Genomic DNA, 17,650 nt, shown 5'->3' with positions numbered 1-17,650 from the left:
GGCCGCCATGCGTGAATCTCCATTAACCCATGGGGCGTCTTGCAGCAAGCAGGCGAGCGAATTTCAGGCCGTGGCCCGCTTCATGGTTGCGGTCAGAAGCCCGGCGCCGACGAGCAGCGAGCCGCCCGTGCGGTTGACGATCCGCCTGATGTTCGGCTTGGAAATAGTGCTTCTGGCGGCCGAAGCAAGCGCCGCATAAAGGCTTGCATTGAGGATGGCGAGCGTCAGGAACGTCACCTCGAAAATCGCCATCTGGGTAAAGAGCGGCTGCGACAGATCGAGGAACTGCGGCAGGAAGGCGACGAAGAAGACGATGCTCTTGGGGTTGAGCGCGGTGACGGCATAGGCATGGAAGAAGATGCGCAGCGGCCGTTCCTTGGCGGGCGTCTTCTCATCCGCGCCTTCGCCGCCGGCAACCGGTGCCCTCCAGAGCTGGATGCCGAGCCAGATGAGATAGGCAGCCCCCACCCATTTCAACACGGTGAAGATCGTAGCCGAGGTGGCGAGCAGCGCACCGAGCCCGAGCATCGATGCGGTCATGGCGGTGAAATCGCCGAGTGCCACGCCGGCAACGGTGGCGCCAGCGGTCTTGCGGCCATGGCCGAGCGCATAGGAGATAACGAGCAGGATGGTCGGGCCGGGGATGGCGAGCAGCACTGCCGAAGCAGCGGCAAAGGCAAACCAGTGTTCGAACGACATGAAAAAGGCTCCGCACTTGAGGGGCATTCCCGAGAGGGAGCCACCAAGGCGCGGAGCCGTCAACTGTCAATCAGAGATTCGTTCAGAGCAAATCGTTGTCCCGGAACCGATGCCCGGTTTCGGGACAACGCGGCTTAGTCTTCCGCCTGCCACTTCTGGCCGATGACATCCATGACGTCGCCGAACCACTTCGCTGACGTGTCGAAGTGCTTGCCGCCCTTGATGCGTGGGAACTCGATGGTGCGCAGCTTGCCGCCCTGGTCCTCGTCGTGGCCGGTGACGCCGGAGACCTTGTTGAGCGCGCTTTCGACCGCCAGGTCGACCATGCTCTGGATCAGGCGCAGGTCATCGCTGTTTGCCGGCGCGGAGCGGGCGTAATAGCCCGATTTCTGCACCATCGACCGTTCGGCACCGAGAAGGGCGGCGAACTGCTTGGAGAACCAGTTGCCGACATTGATGGTGTCGATCTTCACGTGGCCGAAGGCATCGCGCTTGATCGTTTCACCGGCGGCTTCGCGCTCAGCGACGATCGCGTCGAGGCAGGCGCCTTCGCTGACGAACAGCGTCACGAAGCCGGTGCGGTCCATGATCTGACGCAGACGATCGGCTTCCCCCTGCAGGTCGAACTTCATCTCCGGCAGGTAGAGACCGTCGATGTTCTTCATCTGCCGGTTCATCATGAAACCGTCGACGAATTCCTTGTCGTCAGTGATCTGGATATAAGAACGGGCGGTGGCTGCGGTCAGCCAGCCGCTATGGCGGCCCATGACTTCATGCACGACCAGCGTGCGCGGTGCGGCACTCTGTTCGTTGCTGACATTGTCGAAGAAGCGGGCGCCATATTCGGCAGCCGTCCAGGCGCCAAGCGTCTGGCGGATCGGCACGACGTCGTTGTCGACCGTCTTCGGCAGGCCGACGACCGTCAGGTTGTAGCCATTGGCGCCGAGATAGGCGGCAAGGTCCGCGGCCGTGGTGTTGGTGTCGTCGCCACCGATCGTATGCAGGATGCTGATACCGTCAGCAGCCAGCCTTTCGGCCGCGACGCGCAGCGGATTTTCACCTTCCTTGACCAGGCCGCGCTTGACGCAGTCGGCGGCGTTGGTGAGCTTGACGCGGCTGTTGCCGATCGGCGAGCCGCCGTGGCGGTGCAGGAGATGCGCCTTTTCGCGCATATCCCCGGTGATCTCGATGCGGTCGCCAAGCAATACGCCCTGATAGCCGGAGCGGTAGGCCACCAGCTCGTAGTCCGGTGCGATGTCGGTGTAGCGTTCGATCAGGCCGCCAACGGCGGATGACAAACAAGGCGCCAGCCCGCCGGCCGTCAGCATTGCGACTTTCTTCTTGGCCATGTTTCCTCCTCGGGGATTCGGCACGCAATTGGAATGGGGGTCTCTCTAGCGCAAATCGGATGGAAGTTAAATGACAGGCCTGTGGATGCCCGATCGGCAAACGCGCCTGTTTCGTCGCACCCGTTTCGAATGCGGCCATGGACATGATGTCGCGCAGACAAATGCCGCGAGGGCCGGGGCTTGCGTCAAACGGCTGCGGGCCAGGGGCTCCGGCGCTTTTCCCATAGGGCCCAAGTGTTCCCCAGGGAACAGATGGGAACACTTGCGCCGGCGCAACATTAGTGTAACGGATTGACAATAGTGAGGGGCCATCACAAATTCGTCATTCCCGTGGTTCGCCGCAGGCCACCGCTTGCAATTTGCCACCACAAAAATCCATGCTATAGGCTGGAGAGACAGGAAAATCGTGCATGTCATTCTGGGAAAGCCTCCTCAAGATCGTCACCGCCACGGGCAACGCGCTTGCCGGTGTGGTCGAGGCTGTGCGCACCCTGTTCGAAGGCGACCCGGAGACGCGGCGCAAGGTGGCTTTCTCCGTGGCGATGATCGCGCTTTCGGCCAAGATGGCCAAGGCCGACGGCGTAGTGACCGAGGCTGAGGTCTCGGCCTTTCGCGATATCTTCGAATTTCCGGCCGATCAGGCGCAGAACGTCGCCCGTCTCTATAACCTCGCGCGCCAGGACGTTGCCGGCTACGAGGCCTATGCCGAGAAGATGGCGACGCTCTGCTCGTCCTGCGAGAACAATTGCCCGATCCTGGAAGACATCATCGACGGGTTGTTCCACATCGCCAAGTCCGATGGCGCCGTGCACGAGAAGGAACTCACCTTCCTGATGCGGGTTGCCGAGATCTTCCACATGGACGAAGCCCATTTCGAACGGATCATGGCGCGTCACGTGGATAGCGAGGGCCGGGATCCCTACCAGGTGCTCGGCGTTTCACCCAAGGACGACTTTGCCAAGATCCGCAAGCACTACCGCGTGCTGGTGTCGGAGAACCATCCGGACATGCTGGTTGCGCGCGGCGTGCCGGAAGAGTTTCATGCGATCGCCAACGACCGCATGGCCGCGTTGAACGCCGCCTATGAGGCGATCGAGAGAGAACGCCGCGCCGCATGACGTCGAAATACTGTGACTACGCGGGTGCACGCTTCATGCCGTCGCCCAACTTTGGCGACCGTGCGGATGCGCGGGTGCCCGATATGATCGTCCTTCACTATACCGGCATGCCGACGGCGAAGTCTGCGCTCGAATGGCTGTGTCGGCAGGAGAGCCAGGTTTCCAGCCACTATTTCGTCCATGAGGACGGCCAGGTGGACCAACTCGTTCCGGAAACGCTGCGGGCCTGGCATGCGGGCAAGAGCTTCTGGAAGGGCGAGACCGACATCAATTCCTGCTCGATCGGCATCGAGATTGCCAATGCCGGCCACCCCGGCGGGCTTCCCGACTTTCCCGAAAAACAGATCGCGGCGGTCGTCGAATTGTGTCGGGACTGTGGCGAACGGTGGTCGATCGCCCCTGAACGGGTGCTCGCACACAGTGATATCGCACCAATTCGCAAGGTCGATCCGGGTGAAAAATTTCCGTGGCATCGTCTGCACCACGAGGGTGTCGGGCACTGGGTGGAACCGGCGCCGATCGGAGGTGGTCGCTTTTTCCAGCGCGGCGATCGCGGCCAGCCGGTCGAGGCGATCCAGTCGATGCTGTCGCTCTACGGTTACGGCATTGAAGTCACAGGCGATTTCTGTGAAAAGACCGAGGGCGCCGTCGCCGCGTTCCAGCGGCATTTTCGCCAGGAAAGGGTTGACGGCATCGCCGACATCTCGACCCTCGATACGTTGCACCGCCTGCTTGCGGGACTACCGCAATTCGGGGCCTGACGCGCAAAATTTTTGCGTGCTAAATTAGCTTTCCCGGAGTTTTGTCGCACAAATTTGCTCCGTTGCCACATGTTTACCATGATGCGGCATTCATTTGCCGCCCATTGGAACTGCAGGGAACGCCAGGGCGCAACGCTCATTTCCTGTCAATGAAACGATCGGGAAGTGAGGCTTGAACGGCGGGGTGCGCCGTGCTGCCCATTCCCCAGACCGGAGACTTCAAACTACATGAGAATATCGTCTGTTGCTGCGGCGGCGGCATGCTTTGGCATGTTCTTCGCCGGGATTGGTACGTCGTATGCGGGGAACGTCGACGAGACCATCAAGACCTCATCCCTCAAGTCAGTTACACGGACGACAGGCTACCCGAAGCCGGAACTCGCAGAGGGCACGCAGTACACAATCCTGATCCAGTCCTACGCCAAGCAATACGGCGTTCCGGTCGATCTCGCCCATGCGGTGGTCAAGGTCGAAAGCAACTTCAACGCCAAGGCGCGCGGCAGTGCCGGCGAAATCGGCCTGATGCAGATCAAGCCGGCGACGGCGCGGATGATGGGCTATTCCGGCGCCTCCAAGGGGCTCTACGATCCCGAAACGAACATCAAGTTCGGCATGAAATATCTCGCTGTGGCGCATGAGCTTTCCGGCGGCACCACCTGCGGCACCATCCTGAAATACAATGCCGGCCATGGCGCCAAGCGCATGAACCCGGTTTCCAAGCGTTACTGCGGCAAGGTCCAGAGCATCCTCAACTGAGTGATGCCGGCCCATTGCGTCCCCGATGAGGGGCGCTGTCTCTCGAATACCGAGCATCATCCGCCGGCCGTCCTCAAGCGGTGGCGGATGCTCCAGCCGGACAGGTCTCGCGTTCCGGCAATTCTCAAAACGTGATGCAACCGCAGTGCCATATCTGCGCCGACATGCTACAGCGCCTGATCGAGTTGATGGGGCGGACATGTCGGAAAGCTTTGATTTCATCGTCGTCGGCAAGGGCATGATGGGGGCGGCTGCAGCGCGGCACCTGGCGCTATCCGGCACACGGGTGGCCCTGGTCGGGCCGGACGAGCCCAGCGACTGGGCCAATCACGGCGGCGTCTTTTCCAGCCACTACGACAATGCCCGCATCACCCGCACGATCGACGACGATCCCGTCTGGGCGCGGCTCGCCAAGCGCTCCATCGACCGCTACAGCGAGATCGCCGGGCAAAGCGGCATCGACTTCTATTCCGAGGTCGGCTGCCTGATCGCCGGACCGGCGCCGGGCGGAAGCCACGACTATATCGACAAGGTCGCCAAGGCTCGCGACGCGCTCGGCGTCGCCGCGCCGCTGCTGGACGAAGATGCGTTGTCGAAGCGCTTTCCGTGGTTCCGTTTTCCCGAAGGTTTTGCCGGCATTCACGAGGCGCGTGGTGCCGGCCACATCAATCCGCGTGCGCTCGTTCTGGCACAGACGATCTGCGCGGAAAGGGCCGGCGCCCGGATCGTGCGCAGCGAAGTGTCTTCCGTATCGCAGGCCGGCGACCGGGTTGTCGTGACGACGACAGACGGCATCACGCGCGAAGCGGGGCGGGTGATCGTCGCGGCCGGCGGCTTCTCCCTTTCCGAAACCCTTCTTCCCCGGCCGATCGACCTCGTCGTCAAGGCACGCACCGTGTTCTTCGCGGAGGTCGCGGCTGGCGATCTGCCGACCTTTGACCACATGCCGTCGCTGATCGGCGCGGCGCCGGAGCAGGCGAAAAGCTACTACCTTCTGCCGCCGGTCGCCTATGCCGACGGCAAGCACTATATCAAGATCGGCGGCGATCCGACCGACCGTATTCTCGAGAGCGAGCCTGATGTGCGCGCATGGTTCCGCGGCAGTGGCGGCGCCGGGGCGGCGGAACACATGGGCGGTCTGCTTGCCGAGGTGATGCCCGGTTTCAAACCCGCTTCGACGCGTTTCAGGCCTTGCGTGACGTCGTTCACCCGCCATGGCTTTCCCTATATCGGCTTTGCCGGCGGCGACCGCATCGCCGTGGTGACGGGCGGCAACGGCCAGGCGGCGAAAAGCTCCGACGAGATCGGCAGGCTCGGCGCCATGCTGGTGATGGACGGCCGGATCGACGATCCGGCCTATGAGACGGATTTCGCCGTCTCGTTCCGCTGAGCACAAAAGTGTAAACTGCGGCGACGGGCGATGGCCGAAACGTCGAGATTGCCGTTTTTCTCTGGCGCTCGGCCTTGCGGTCGGTTAAGGACCGCCTGCCAGTTGGCCGGGCAGCCGCGCTCCGCAAGTGCCGAAAGGCCGCGGGGGGAGGAAAGTCCGGGCTCCACGGAAATACGGTGCCGGATAACGTCCGGCGAGGGCGACCTCAGGGAAAGTGCCACAGAAAGCAAACCGCTCCGCTTGCGGAGTAAGGGTGAAAGGGTGGGGTAAGAGCCCACCGCGGACATGGCAACATGGACGGCACGGCAAACCCCACCGGGAGCAAGACCGAATAGGGATGACGCGGACGCGCAAGCGTCCAGCCTGTTTCCGGGCCAGTCATCCGGGTGGGTTGCAAGAGGCTGCGTGCAAACGTAGTCCCAGATGAATGGCTGCCACGTTCCGCTGTCTTCGGGCGGCGGGGCCATACAGAACCCGGCTTACAGGCCAACTGGCAATTTTTCCCTTTTTGCCCGGCGATGTTTTCGGCTGCGACGCGGCTTGAGGCAGCGCGTGGTTCGCTCGTCGCCCTCTTGCCTTCAGCGCTGGCGAGCGGCGAAAGCTGTGCCCGGAGAGGCATCCGCCCGCTTTGCCGCGATCTTGCTGATGTTCCGATTTCCCAACGATTTGAAGCCGTTTGGCCGTCGCATTGCGAGGCATCGGGGGTGCTTTCGTAACTCTTCATTAAACTTAACAGCTTATCAATTTTTGATCAGCCCAATGGCTGTTTGAGAGCCAATCCCATTGACGCCCATATGGTCCCATGATATCCCATAATGGTACTGCGCAAGGGCCGTTTCGTGGCCCATTATCGCAAAATTCCAGGGTCTCCCGGCTTCGGGAGATGGGCGGGCATGTTGGTGTCCGGCGGGGGCGTTTTGTGGGTGTGGTCGAGTGTTCTCGCGGGTCGATGATTATGGCCCGTCAGTCTTGGGCGGCCGTTTCGCGTCATGAACCGCTTCTTGTCAAATGCTGCCAATCGGATCGATGCAAAGGGGCGGGTGTCCGTACCTTCGGCGTTTCGTTCTGTTCTGTCGGATGGGGGCGTTCGGGAGTTATACTGCTTCCAGGATTTCGTCTTCCCGGCGATCAGTGTCGGTGGGCCGGAGCTCCTGGATCGGTTCGAGAGGCAAATGGCGGCCGAGGATCCATTTTCTCCGGCGGCCAACGAGATGTCGCTGCTCGTTCATGGGGGCGGGGTCTTCGTCAAGCTCGATCCGGAAGGCCGGTTGATGGTGACGGATTTCATCCGCGACTTCACCGGTATCTCGACCGACGTGATGTTCGTCGGGCGGGGCGATTATTTTCAGCTCTGGGAGCCGCAGGCCTTTGCAAAGGCGCAAGCGGCGGCCCGGGAAGGGCGCAAGTCACGGGGGTTGCGCCCGGAATAGAATGGAGAGGCGGAATGGTGACGGAACAAGGCGGAGGTGCTTCTGAAGCCGATGGCGGACCGGTTCGTCACATTCCCGTCCTCCTGAGCGAGGTTCTCGCCGCCCTTGATCCGGCTCCCGGCAAGGTCATTCTCGACGGCACGTTCGGTGCCGGTGGTTATGCCTCCGCCATCCTTGATGCCGGCGCCGAGGTGATCGCGCTCGACCGCGACCCGACGGCGATCGCCGCAGGCCAGGCGATGGTTGCGGCCGCGGGCGGCAAGCTCAAGCTCATCCACTCCCGCTTTTCGCAGCTCGCCGAGCATGCGCCCGCCGGCAGTCTCGACGGCGTGGTGCTCGATATCGGCGTGTCGTCGATGCAGATCGACGAGGCCGAACGCGGCTTTTCCTTCCAGAAGAAGGGGCCGCTCGACATGCGCATGTCGGCGGCCGGCGTCTCTGCCGCCGATGTCGTCAACCGCGCCAAGGTTTCCGATCTCATCCGCATCTTCGGCTTCCTCGGTGAGGAAAAACAGTCGGGCCGTATCGCCCGCGCCATCGAGAAGCGCCGGGCCGAAACACCGTTCGAAACCACCCGCGATCTCGCCGGGCTGATCGAAATCGTCACGCCGCGCAAGGCCAAGGACAAGATCCATCCGGCCACGCGCGTCTTCCAGGCGCTGCGCATCTTCGTCAATGACGAACTCGGTGAGCTCGCCCAGGCGCTTTTTGCTGCCGAGCGGGCGCTGAAGCCGGGCGGTCGCCTCGTCGTCGTCACCTTCCATTCGCTCGAAGACCGGATCGTCAAGGCCTTCTTCCAGGATCGCTCGGGCAAGGCGGCGGGTTCGCGGCATCTGCCGCTGGTGACCGCGCGTGCGGCAACCTTCACACCAGTTGGCAAGCCTATGGTGGCTGCCAGCGAGGAAGAAGCGTCCCTCAACCCGCGCGCCCGGTCCGCCAAGCTCAGAGCCGGTATCCGCACGGAAGCGCCATCGCCGGGAAACGATCTATCCATTTTCAATCTGCCGGAACTGGCGAGCCTTGCACGGTTGGGGGGCTGAGAGAGATATGCTGCGAACACTCGACATAGTCCTGATCGTCGTCATGACGGCAGCCGCCACGGTGACCTACACGATCAAGCATCGTGCCGAAAACAAGCTGGAAGAGGTGCGCAAGCTCGATGCCGCCATCAAGCTGGAAGAGGACACGATCGACCTTCTGCGCGCCGACTGGGCGTTGCTGACGCAGCCGAACCGGCTCGAGCGCCTGGTTGGCGCCTTCGGCGCCGATCTGCAGCTGGCGCCGACGCCGTCCACGCAGCTCGCCCGCCCGCAGGAACTGCCGATGCTGAAGGCCGACCTGCCGCCGACGGAAGAAGAAAAGAAGCTCGCCGCCGACAAGGCGCCGGAGAACAAGACCGATAATATCGCAACAGGTTCGGTGGCGCGCTGATGTCGTTTCTCTCCCGCATCATGGTCTTGAAGAGCAAGGCGCATTTCTCCGCAGGCGGCAACAACCTGCCGGCCGAGGCCAAGCTCAACGTCACCTTCCAGGGCACGCGCAAGAAGACCACCAACCAGGCGAAGAACCGCGTCGCGATCATCATCGCCAGCTTCGGTATCGTCTATGCGGTCATCGGCGGTCGCCTCGTGCAATACGGCATGGCGCAGCCGGAGACGGTGTCGAGCATCGGCCGCGCCGACAACCTGATGGCCTCGCGCCCCGATGTACTCGACCGCAACGGCGAGATCCTCGCCACCGACATCCGCACGGTCTCGCTCTATGCCGAGCCGCACAAGATCGTCGACGCGGATGAGGCGGTCGAGCGGCTGGCAACGGTTCTGCCCGATCTCAACGCCCGCGAGATCTACAACAAGCTGAAGTCGAAATCGCGCTTCCAGTGGCTGCGCCGCCAGCTGACCCCGAAGCAGCAGAGCGAAATCCTGGCGCTCGGCATTCCCGGCGTCGGCTTCCGGCCGGAAAAGCGCCGCTTCTATCCCGGCGGCCCGACCGCCGCCCATATCCTCGGCCACGTCAACATCGACAACCGCGGCGTTGCCGGCATGGAACGCTACATCGACGGGCAGGGGCTCGCCGATCTCGCCGCCATCGGCATGACCAGCGATGCCAAGCTCGAGCCGGTCAAGCTGTCGATCGACGTTCGGGTCCAGAACATCGTGCGCGACGTGATCGACGCCGGCATGAAGAACTACCAGGCGCTGGCCGCAGGCGCCGTCGTGCTCGACGTGAACACCGGCGAAGTGCTGGCGATGGCGTCGGTTCCCGATTACGACCCCAACAAGCCGGCCGAAGGTGCGGAAGAGGGCTGGATGAACCGCATGTCGAACGGCACGTTCGAGATGGGCTCCACCTTCAAGACCTTCACCATCGCCATGGGCCTCGATTCCGGCAAGGTGACGCTCAACGACAGCTTCGACGCCACAGCACCTATCCGCATCGGCGGCTTCACCATCAAGGACTTTCACGGCAAGCGCCGGGTGCTGACCGTTCCGGAAATCTTCCAGTATTCGTCGAACATCGGCACGGCCAAGATCGCCGACCTCATCGGCATTCCCGGCCACAAGGAATTCCTCACCCGCATCGGCCTCCTGTCGAAGCTGCCGACCGAGTTGCCGGAAGTCAAATCGCCGACCCAGCCGCGTGAATGGAAGAAGATCAACTCGATCACCATCTCCTTCGGTCACGGTGTTTCGACGACGCCGTTGCAGACGGCCGTCGCCGGCGCGGCACTCGTCAACGGCGGCAAGCTGATCCCGCCGACCTTCCTGCCGCGTTCGCAGGAGCAGGCTGACGAACTGGCGACCACGGTCGTCAAGAAAAGCACCAGCGACGACATGCGCTTCCTGCTGCGCTGGAACGGCATCGCCGGTTCGGGCAAGCGCGCGCAGGTGCCGGGCTTCAACGTCGGTGGCAAGACCGGCACGGCCGACAAGGTCGTCAACGGCCGCTATGCCAGCGACCAGAACTTCAACGCCTTTCTCGCAGCCTTTCCGATCGACAATCCGAAGTACATCGTGCTGACATTCATCGACGCGCCGAAGACCGGCGAAGGCGGCGGACGGACCGCCGGCTCGAATGCTGCGCCCATGGTTCGCGACATCATCAGCCGCTCCGCACCGCTTCTCGGCGTCGAACCGAAGTTCGGAGAAGATGGTTCTGCCATGCTTGTGTCTTATTAGGCATGAAATGAGAATGCAGACGATTCGCCAGCCGGCGGATTGAGAGCGATGTGAGACGTGCGGTTCATGAAGATAAAAGACCTGGCGGGAACGAGCTTCCCTGAACTTTCTGCGCAACTGGATGGCGCTTCCTCGCAGATCGAGGTTGCCGGTATCACGGCCGACAGTCGGCAGGTGCAGCCAGGGGATCTTTTCGTCGCCGTGTCCGGCAGCAAGGCGAACGGCACCAGCTACATCGCCGATGCGCTTGCGCGCGGCGCGGTCGCCGTCGTTGCCGAGCCCGGCGCAAAGCCGGATGGAGCTTCCGCACCGGTTCTCTCGCTCGGCAACCCGCGCGCCTTTCTGGCGCGCGCGGCCGCTGCCTTCTACGGCCGCCAGCCGGAGACGATGGTCGCGGTGACCGGCACGGCCGGCAAGACCTCGGTCGCCTCCTTCACCCGGCAGATCTGGGCGCATTCCGGCCTTGCTGCGGCGATGATCGGCACGACGGGCGTGGTTGCGCCCGGCCGCAACGACTACGGCTCGCTGACCACGCCCGACCCGGTTTCCCTGCACAAGCTTCTGGCCGAACTCGCTGACGCCGGCGTCACCCATGCGGCGATGGAGGCTTCCAGCCACGGCCTCGACCAGAGCCGGCTCGATGGTGTGCGCCTTTCGGCCGCCGCCTTTACCAATCTCGGTCGCGACCACATGGACTACCACCCGACGGTCGAGCACTACATGGCCTCCAAGATGCGGCTGTTCGAAGCGCTGTTGCCGAAGGGCGCGCCGGCGGTGATCTTTGCCGACGACCAGTGGTCGGAACAGGCGATCGCCGCTGCCCGCAAGGCCAAGCTCGACGTGCGCACCGTTGGCCGCAAGGGCGATTTCATCTCGCTGAAGCGGGTCGAGCATTTCCGTCACAAGCAATCTGCCGAAGTGCATGTCGGCGACGACATCTTCGAAATCCACATTCCGCTTGCCGGCGATTTCCAGGTGGCCAACGCCCTTGTCGCCGCGGGCCTTGCGATCTCCACCGGTATCAGCGCCAAGGCGGCGTTCTCCGCGCTTGAAAAGCTGCAGGGTGCCTCGGGCCGCCTTGAACTGGTCGGCCAGACCCGCGACGGCGCGCTTGCCTATGTCGACTATGCCCACAAGCCCGATGCGCTCGAAAACGTGCTGGCCTCGGTGCGCCCGTTCACGACGGGCCGCGTGATCGTGGTCTTCGGCTGCGGCGGCGACCGCGACAAGGGCAAGCGGCCGATCATGGGCGAGGTCGCCACGCGGCTTGCCGACGTGGTGATCGTCACCGATGACAATCCCCGCTCCGAAGTCCCTGAGGTGATCCGCTCGGAAATCATGGCTGCCGCCCCGGGTGCGACCGAAATCGGCGACCGCGCCGAAGCGATCCGCGCCGCCGTCGGCATGCTCCAAAGCGGCGACACGCTGATCGTCGCGGGCAAGGGACACGAGGAAGGCCAGACGGTCGGTTCCGTCACGCTGCCGTTCTCGGATCACGCGGAAGTCCGCAAGGCATTGGGAGGTCTGTGATTTGAACTGGCTCTGGACAAGCAGCGATCTTCTGGCCGCAATGCACGGCCGTCCGGTTGGAAACCTGCCCGAAGGAGTAAGCGGCATATCGATCGACAGCCGCTCCGTCGGCAAGGGCGAAGCCTTCTTCGCCATCAAGGGCGACCGGGTTGACGGCCACGACTATGCGGGCCTTGCGCTCGCCAATGGCGCGGCACTGCTCGTCGTCAGCGAAGGCAAGCTGCCGGCGCTCGGCCGCCTCAGTGCGCCGATGATCGTCGTCGACGATGTGCTTGAAGCGATGATCCGGCTCGGTTGCGCCGCGCGTGACCGCAGTGCCGCCAAGATCATCGCCGTCACCGGTTCGGTCGGCAAGACTACCACCAAGGAGATGCTGCGGCATGTGCTGGTGCCGCAAGGCCGCGTGCATGCATCCGTGGCCTCGTTCAACAATCATTGGGGCGTGCCGCTGACGCTTGCGCGCATGCCCGAGGCCACCGATTTCGGCATCTTCGAAATCGGCATGAACCACCCGGACGAGATCCGGCCGCTGACGAAGATGGTCCGCCCGCATGTGGCAATCGTCACCAGCATCGCCGCCGCCCATCTCGGAAACTTCGAGAGCCTGGAGCAGATCGCCGAGGCCAAGGCCGAGATCTTCGAGGGCGTTGTCAACGGCGGCCACGCGGTCATCAATCACGACAGTGCCCAGTATAAGCTGCTTGAGAGGGCTGCCGGCACGGCCGGCGTCAGCTATATCCACTCCTTCGGCGTCAACCCGAAGGCGGAGTTCCGCCTCGTCGAGTTCGCCGGTGCTGCTGATGGATCGGTGCTTTGGGCCGCACTTGGCGGCCGGACGATGGAAATCACCATCGGCGCCCCTGGCCGTCATATCGCCGAAAATGCGCTTGCGGTGCTGGCAGCGGTGAAGCTCGTCGGCGCAGACGTCGATCATGCCGCCGCGTCGCTGGCAACCATGCAGGCCGAAACGGGCAGGGGCCGACGCCACCGATTGCAGATCGGCGCCGGCACGCTGACGCTGATCGACGAAAGCTACAACGCCAACCCGACCTCCATGCGCGCGGCGATTTCGCTGCTGCAGGATGCCGCTCCGGCACCGGGCGGCCGTCGTATCGCCGCGCTTGGCGACATGCTGGAGATGGGCGACCACGCCGTCGACGTCCATGCCGCGCTCGCCCGGCCGCTGGTCGAAGCCGGCATCACCGATGTCTGGCTTGCCGGGCCGCTGATGGCCCACCTGCGCGACGCGCTGCCGCCGGAAGTCTCCGTCGTCTACCGCGAGAGCGTGGACGAACTGAGGGCTTATGCACTCGGCGCGGTTGCAGCCGGAGACGTGGTGATGATCAAGTCTTCGAAGGGCACGGGCTGCGGCAAGATCGTCCATGCGCTGATCGAAGCCTATCCGGAGCCTGGGGCCGAGGGGAACGAAGCGACCGCGTGATTGCCGGGCCGCAAGCGGTTCAGGGGCAATGACGCAGCCGATGAAATGACGACCTCGACCCTTGCGCGCCTCACGCGGCGCGCGGCGTTCGAGCGGTCGCCGCCGATGTTGGCGGCGGTGGATACAGCCTTAGGTTAGGCAGCGCGGCCTAACACTTTCGCGTACAAGCGCGTATCGTTTTTCAGATGATTCTGTAGGACGGTGTCCGATTTTAAACCTTTGGGGAAAGGTCCCTTAATGCTCATCTGGCTTGTGGAACTGGCGGACCACTTTCAATTTTTCAATCTCTTTCGCTACATCACGTTCCGTACCGGTGCAGCGCTTTTCACTTCGGCTTTGATCGTATTCCTTTTCGGTCCGCGCATGATTGCCTCGCTCCGCATCCGTCAGGGCAAGGGCCAGCCCATCCGCGCCGATGGACCGCAGACGCATTTCAAGAAGGCCGGCACGCCCACGATGGGCGGGCTGATGATCCTTGCGGGCATCGTCGTTTCGTCGCTTCTGTGGGCCGATCTTTCCAGCGTCTACGTGGTGTCGACCCTTCTCGTCACGCTCGGCTTCGGCGCCATCGGCTTTTACGATGACTATCTCAAGGTCACCAAGCAGTCGGACAAGGGCTTTTCCGGCAAGGCGCGTCTCGGCATCGAGTTCGTCATCGCCGCGATTGCCGTGTTCTTCATGATGCAGGCGTCGTTTTCGGGCGGTGCTGCCGGTTCGACCTTCGGTTCCTCGGTCACGTTCCCGTTCTTCAAGGACCTCGTGATCAATCTTGGCTATTTCTTCGTGCTGTTCGGTGGCTTCGTCATCGTCGGCGCCGGCAATGCGGTGAACCTGACGGACGGTCTGGACGGGCTTGCCATCGTGCCTGTCATGATCGCGGCGGCCGCCTTCGGCCTTATTGCCTATCTCGCCGGTAACGCCGTTTTCGCCAACTACCTGCAGATCCATTTCGTGCCCGGCACCGGCGAGCTCGCGGTCATCCTCGGCGCCGTCATCGGCGCCGGCCTCGGCTTTCTCTGGTTCAACGCGCCACCCGCCGCCATCTTCATGGGCGACACCGGTTCGCTGGCGCTCGGCGGCCTGATCGGCACCGTTGCCGTCGCCGTCAAGCATGAAGTCGTCATGGTCATCATCGGCGGCCTGTTCGTCATGGAAACCCTGTCAGTGATCATCCAGGTGTTCTGGTTCAAACGCACCGGCCGCCGCGTCTTCCTGATGGCGCCTATCCACCACCACTTCGAAAAGAAGGGCTGGACGGAAAGCCAGGTCGTGATCCGCTTCTGGATCATCGCCGTCATCCTGGCGATGATCGGCCTGTCCACCCTCAAGCTGCGGTGAGCGGACGATGATCGCGGTCAGCACATTCAAGGGCAAGAAGGTCGCTCTCTTCGGGCTCGGTGGCTCGGGGCTGGCGACCGCTGAGGCGCTCGTCGCCGGCGGGGCCGAGGTGACGGCCTGGGACGACAATCCCGACAGCGTCGCCAAGGCCGGCGAGGCGGGTGTGCCGACGGCGGACCTGCATGGCATCGACTGGCGCGCTTATGCCGCCTTCGTGCTTTCGCCCGGCGTGCCGCTGACCCATCCCAAACCGCACTGGACCGTCGATCTCGCGCATGCCGCCGGCGTCGAGATCATCGGCGATGTCGAACTCTTCGTGCGCGAGCGCCGGGCGCAGGCGCCCGATTGCCCGTTCATCGCCATTACCGGCACCAACGGCAAATCGACGACGACGGCGCTGATCGCCCATATCCTGAGGGAAAGCGGCCGCGACACGCAGCTCGGCGGCAATATCGGCACGGCTGTGCTGACGCTTGGGTCCCCGAAGGCTGGCCGTTTCTATGTGGTCGAGTGCTCGTCCTACCAGATCGACCTGGCGCCGACGCTCAACCCGACGGCCGGCATCCTGCTCAATCTCACGCCCGATCATCTCGATCGCCACGGCACCATGCAGCATTATGCCGACATCAAGGAGCGGCTCGTGGCCGGCAGCGGCACGGCCATCGTCGGCGTCGACGACAGTTTCTGCGCGCTGATTGCCGACCGCGTCGAGCGGGCAGGCACCAAGGTGGTCCGTATCTCGCGCCGGCATGTGCTGGCCGACGGGATCTATGCCGAGGGCTCGCGCATCCTCCAGGCGCAAGGCGGAACCTCGCGGCTCTTCGTCGACCTCGATGGCATCCAGACGCTGCGCGGCGGCCACAATGCGCAGAATGCGGCAGCCGCAATCGCCGCCTGCCTCTCCGTCGGCGTCAGCGAAGATGAGATACGCCAGGGGCTGACAAGCTTCCCCGGGCTGAAGCATCGCATGCAACCGGTCGGCCGCAAGGGCGCGGTGGTGTTCGTCAACGACAGCAAGGCGACCAACGCGGATGCGGCGGCCCCGGCGCTGTCGAGCTATGAACGCATCTACTGGATTGCCGGCGGCCTTCCGAAGGAGGGCGGCATCACCTCGCTGTCGCCGTTCTTCCCGAAGATCGTCAAGGCGTACCTGATCGGCGAGGCCGCACCTGCCTTTGCCGCGACGCTGGGCGAGGCGGTGCCCTTCGAGATCTCGGGGACGCTGGAGAAGGCGGTTGCTCACGCCGCGGCGGATGCGGAAGGTGACGACAAAGGCGCGTCGGCGGTGATGTTATCCCCGGCTTGCGCAAGCTTCGACCAGTATAAGAATTTTGAAATACGCGGCGATGCCTTCGTCGGCCACGTCAAGGCGTTGCAGGGCGTGACGATGCTGATCTGACGTTGCCCTGTCTGCGCGCCCCAACTGGCGCGCGACGGGTGGCTGTGATGCCGGGGTTTCGGACGTTTGGCGCAAGCGCGCCTGATAAAGGGGACTGACAAGATGGTAAGCCGAGCCGAACGTGGCCCTGTGGCCGACTGGTTCTGGACAATCGACAGGTTCTTCCTGGCGACCTTCATCCTGTTGATGGGCGTCGGCTTCATGCTGTCCTTTGCGGCAAGCCCGGCGGTCGCCGAGCGCATCGGCCTCGACAGCTTCCATTTCGTCAAGCGCCATGCCGTCTTCCTCCTGCCGTCGCTGGTGGTGATGGTTGCCATCTCGTTCCTGTCGCCGAGGCAGGTGCGCCGCACCGCGATCATCCTGCTCGGCGTCTCGCTTTCCATGATGGTGCTGGTGCTGTTCGTCGGTCAGGAGGTCAAGGGCTCGATGCGCTGGATCTCGATCGCCGGCATTTCCATCCAGCCCTCCGAATTCATGAAACCGGCCTTCGTGGTTGTCTGCGCCTGGCTGTTCTCCGAGCATGCGCGCCAGCCGGAAATTCCCGGCAACCTCTTTGCAATCCTGCTCTTCGGCATCGTCGGCGCGCTGCTCGTCGCCCAGCCCGACCTTGGTCAGACGATCCTGACGACCGCGGTCTGGGGCGGCATGTTCTTCATGGCCGGCATGCCGTGGCTCTGGATCATCGTGCTTGCCGGCGCTGCCTTCGGCGGTTTCTTCGTCGCCTATACCATGCTGCCGCACGTGGCCGGCCGTATCGACAAGTTCCTGACCGGGGAAGGCGACACCTTCCAGATGGACACGGCGCGCGAAGCGATCATCCGCGGCGACTGGTTCGGCCGCGGCCCGGGCGAAGGCATCGTCAAGCGCATCATCCCGGACAGCCATACCGACTTCGTGTTCTCGGTGGCGGCCGAAGAGTTCGGCATCGTCTTTTGCATGCTGATCGTGATGATCTTTGCCTTTCTGGTGCTGCGCGGGCTCAACCACGCCTTCCGCGAGCGCAACGACTTCAACCGCTTCGCCGTCGCAGGCCTCGTCCTGCAGATCGGCATCCAGTCGATGATCAACATCGGCGTTAACCTCGAACTGCTTCCGGCCAAGGGCATGACCCTGCCGCTGATCTCCTATGGCGGTTCGTCCATGGTGGCGATCTGCGTTACCGCCGGCTTCATCCTGGCGCTCACGCGCCATCGCCCGGAGAAGCGCGCCGTGGAGCGCAGCCTGTTTCGGTCCGGCATTGGCGTGCCGGCGGAGTAAGAC

Annotated in this window: 15 protein-coding genes and 1 other RNA gene; 14 read left to right on the top strand and 2 right to left on the bottom strand. The window is 63.4% G+C overall.

Features of this window, described 5'->3' with window-relative positions:
- Nucleotides 1-63: 63 nt before the first annotated feature.
- A complete protein-coding gene (locus tag BC363_RS01225) occupies nt 64-699 on the bottom strand; it encodes a LysE family translocator (protein WP_065786772.1) in 636 nt (211 codons plus the stop codon).
- A gap of 134 nt (nt 700-833) precedes the next feature.
- A complete protein-coding gene (locus BC363_RS01220) occupies nt 834-2,048 on the bottom strand; it encodes a pyrophosphate--fructose-6-phosphate 1-phosphotransferase (RefSeq protein WP_065786773.1) in 1,215 nt (404 codons plus the stop codon).
- Between the two features lie 410 nt (nt 2,049-2,458).
- On the opposite strand from BC363_RS01220, the gene BC363_RS01215 reads away from it, so the two are divergent.
- The 14 genes from BC363_RS01215 to ftsW all read left to right on the top strand — a co-directional run bounded on the left by BC363_RS01215 (nt 2,459) and on the right by ftsW (nt 17,647).
- Nucleotides 2,459-3,166, top strand: coding sequence for a DnaJ family molecular chaperone (locus BC363_RS01215; RefSeq protein WP_065786774.1), 708 nt, complete (start codon nt 2,459-2,461; stop codon nt 3,164-3,166).
- A complete protein-coding gene (locus tag BC363_RS01210) occupies nt 3,163-3,927 on the top strand; it encodes an N-acetylmuramoyl-L-alanine amidase (RefSeq protein ID WP_065786775.1) in 765 nt (254 codons plus the stop codon). Before BC363_RS01215 ends, BC363_RS01210 begins: the two co-directional genes overlap by 4 nt.
- Nucleotides 3,928-4,155: 228 nt before the next feature.
- Nucleotides 4,156-4,683: a transglycosylase SLT domain-containing protein gene (locus BC363_RS01205; RefSeq protein ID WP_065786776.1), complete on the top strand. Its 528-nt coding sequence runs from the start codon at nt 4,156-4,158 to the stop codon at nt 4,681-4,683.
- Nucleotides 4,684-4,882: 199 nt separating this feature from the next.
- Entirely contained in the window at nt 4,883-6,073 is a 1,191-nt protein-coding gene (locus BC363_RS01200) for an FAD-binding oxidoreductase (protein ID WP_065786777.1), read from the top strand.
- A 98-nt stretch (nt 6,074-6,171) separates the two neighbouring features.
- An RNA gene (gene rnpB, locus BC363_RS01195) (RNase P RNA component class A) lies at nt 6,172-6,571 on the top strand.
- A gap of 491 nt (nt 6,572-7,062) precedes the next feature.
- The gene (gene mraZ, locus BC363_RS01190) at nt 7,063-7,503 is read left to right on the top strand and encodes a division/cell wall cluster transcriptional repressor MraZ (protein WP_065786778.1); all 441 of its coding nucleotides are present in this window, start codon (nt 7,063-7,065) and stop codon (nt 7,501-7,503) included.
- Nucleotides 7,504-7,517: 14 nt separating this feature from the next.
- Nucleotides 7,518-8,543: a 16S rRNA (cytosine(1402)-N(4))-methyltransferase RsmH gene (rsmH, locus tag BC363_RS01185; protein WP_065786779.1), complete on the top strand. Its 1,026-nt coding sequence runs from the start codon at nt 7,518-7,520 to the stop codon at nt 8,541-8,543.
- Between the two features lie 7 nt (nt 8,544-8,550).
- Nucleotides 8,551-8,934, top strand: coding sequence for a hypothetical protein (locus tag BC363_RS01180; protein ID WP_065786780.1), 384 nt, complete (start codon nt 8,551-8,553; stop codon nt 8,932-8,934).
- Nucleotides 8,934-10,682, top strand: a complete 1,749-nt coding sequence (locus BC363_RS01175) for a penicillin-binding protein 2 (RefSeq protein ID WP_065786781.1) — start codon at nt 8,934-8,936, stop codon at nt 10,680-10,682. Before BC363_RS01180 ends, BC363_RS01175 begins: the two co-directional genes overlap by 1 nt.
- Nucleotides 10,683-10,748: 66 nt before the next feature.
- A complete protein-coding gene (locus tag BC363_RS01170) occupies nt 10,749-12,212 on the top strand; it encodes a UDP-N-acetylmuramoyl-L-alanyl-D-glutamate--2,6-diaminopimelate ligase (RefSeq protein WP_065786782.1) in 1,464 nt (487 codons plus the stop codon).
- A 1-nt stretch (nt 12,213) separates the two neighbouring features.
- Nucleotides 12,214-13,653: a UDP-N-acetylmuramoylalanyl-D-glutamyl-2,6-diaminopimelate--D-alanyl-D-alanine ligase gene (locus tag BC363_RS01165; RefSeq protein ID WP_065786783.1), complete on the top strand. Its 1,440-nt coding sequence runs from the start codon at nt 12,214-12,216 to the stop codon at nt 13,651-13,653.
- A gap of 237 nt (nt 13,654-13,890) precedes the next feature.
- Nucleotides 13,891-14,991: a phospho-N-acetylmuramoyl-pentapeptide-transferase gene (mraY, locus tag BC363_RS01160; RefSeq protein WP_065786784.1), complete on the top strand. Its 1,101-nt coding sequence runs from the start codon at nt 13,891-13,893 to the stop codon at nt 14,989-14,991.
- A 7-nt stretch (nt 14,992-14,998) separates the two neighbouring features.
- Entirely contained in the window at nt 14,999-16,390 is a 1,392-nt protein-coding gene (murD, locus tag BC363_RS01155; RefSeq protein ID WP_065786785.1) for a UDP-N-acetylmuramoyl-L-alanine--D-glutamate ligase, read from the top strand.
- Between the two features lie 102 nt (nt 16,391-16,492).
- On the top strand, nt 16,493-17,647 hold the full coding sequence (gene ftsW / locus BC363_RS01150) for a putative lipid II flippase FtsW (protein ID WP_065786786.1): 1,155 nt from the start codon (nt 16,493-16,495) through the stop codon (nt 17,645-17,647).
- The last annotated feature ends 3 nt before the right edge of the window (nt 17,648-17,650 follow it).

This window comes from Ensifer sp. LC384 (assembly GCF_001695865.1).
Taxonomy (GTDB): domain Bacteria; phylum Pseudomonadota; class Alphaproteobacteria; order Rhizobiales; family Rhizobiaceae; genus Ensifer.
This window is presented reverse-complemented; position numbering and strand designations above follow the sequence as displayed.

Bases quoted from the DNA above. Each gene is read 5' to 3' on its own strand.
- BC363_RS01225 (WP_065786772.1), bottom strand. From the start codon at position 699: ATGTCGTTCGAACACTGGTTTGCCTTTGCCGCTGCTTCGGCAGTGCTG.
- BC363_RS01220 (WP_065786773.1), bottom strand. From the start codon at position 2,048: ATGGCCAAGAAGAAAGTCGCAATGCTGACGGCCGGCGGGCTGGCGCCT.
- BC363_RS01215 (WP_065786774.1), top strand. From the start codon at position 2,459: ATGTCATTCTGGGAAAGCCTCCTCAAGATCGTCACCGCCACGGGCAAC.
- BC363_RS01210 (WP_065786775.1), top strand. From the start codon at position 3,163: ATGACGTCGAAATACTGTGACTACGCGGGTGCACGCTTCATGCCGTCG.
- BC363_RS01205 (WP_065786776.1), top strand. From the start codon at position 4,156: ATGAGAATATCGTCTGTTGCTGCGGCGGCGGCATGCTTTGGCATGTTC.
- BC363_RS01200 (WP_065786777.1), top strand. From the start codon at position 4,883: ATGTCGGAAAGCTTTGATTTCATCGTCGTCGGCAAGGGCATGATGGGG.
- mraZ (WP_065786778.1), top strand. From the start codon at position 7,063: ATGAACCGCTTCTTGTCAAATGCTGCCAATCGGATCGATGCAAAGGGG.
- rsmH (WP_065786779.1), top strand. From the start codon at position 7,518: ATGGTGACGGAACAAGGCGGAGGTGCTTCTGAAGCCGATGGCGGACCG.
- BC363_RS01180 (WP_065786780.1), top strand. From the start codon at position 8,551: ATGCTGCGAACACTCGACATAGTCCTGATCGTCGTCATGACGGCAGCC.
- BC363_RS01175 (WP_065786781.1), top strand. From the start codon at position 8,934: ATGTCGTTTCTCTCCCGCATCATGGTCTTGAAGAGCAAGGCGCATTTC.
- BC363_RS01170 (WP_065786782.1), top strand. From the start codon at position 10,749: ATGAAGATAAAAGACCTGGCGGGAACGAGCTTCCCTGAACTTTCTGCG.
- mraY (WP_065786784.1), top strand. From the start codon at position 13,891: ATGCTCATCTGGCTTGTGGAACTGGCGGACCACTTTCAATTTTTCAAT.
- murD (WP_065786785.1), top strand. From the start codon at position 14,999: ATGATCGCGGTCAGCACATTCAAGGGCAAGAAGGTCGCTCTCTTCGGG.
- ftsW (WP_065786786.1), top strand. From the start codon at position 16,493: ATGGTAAGCCGAGCCGAACGTGGCCCTGTGGCCGACTGGTTCTGGACA.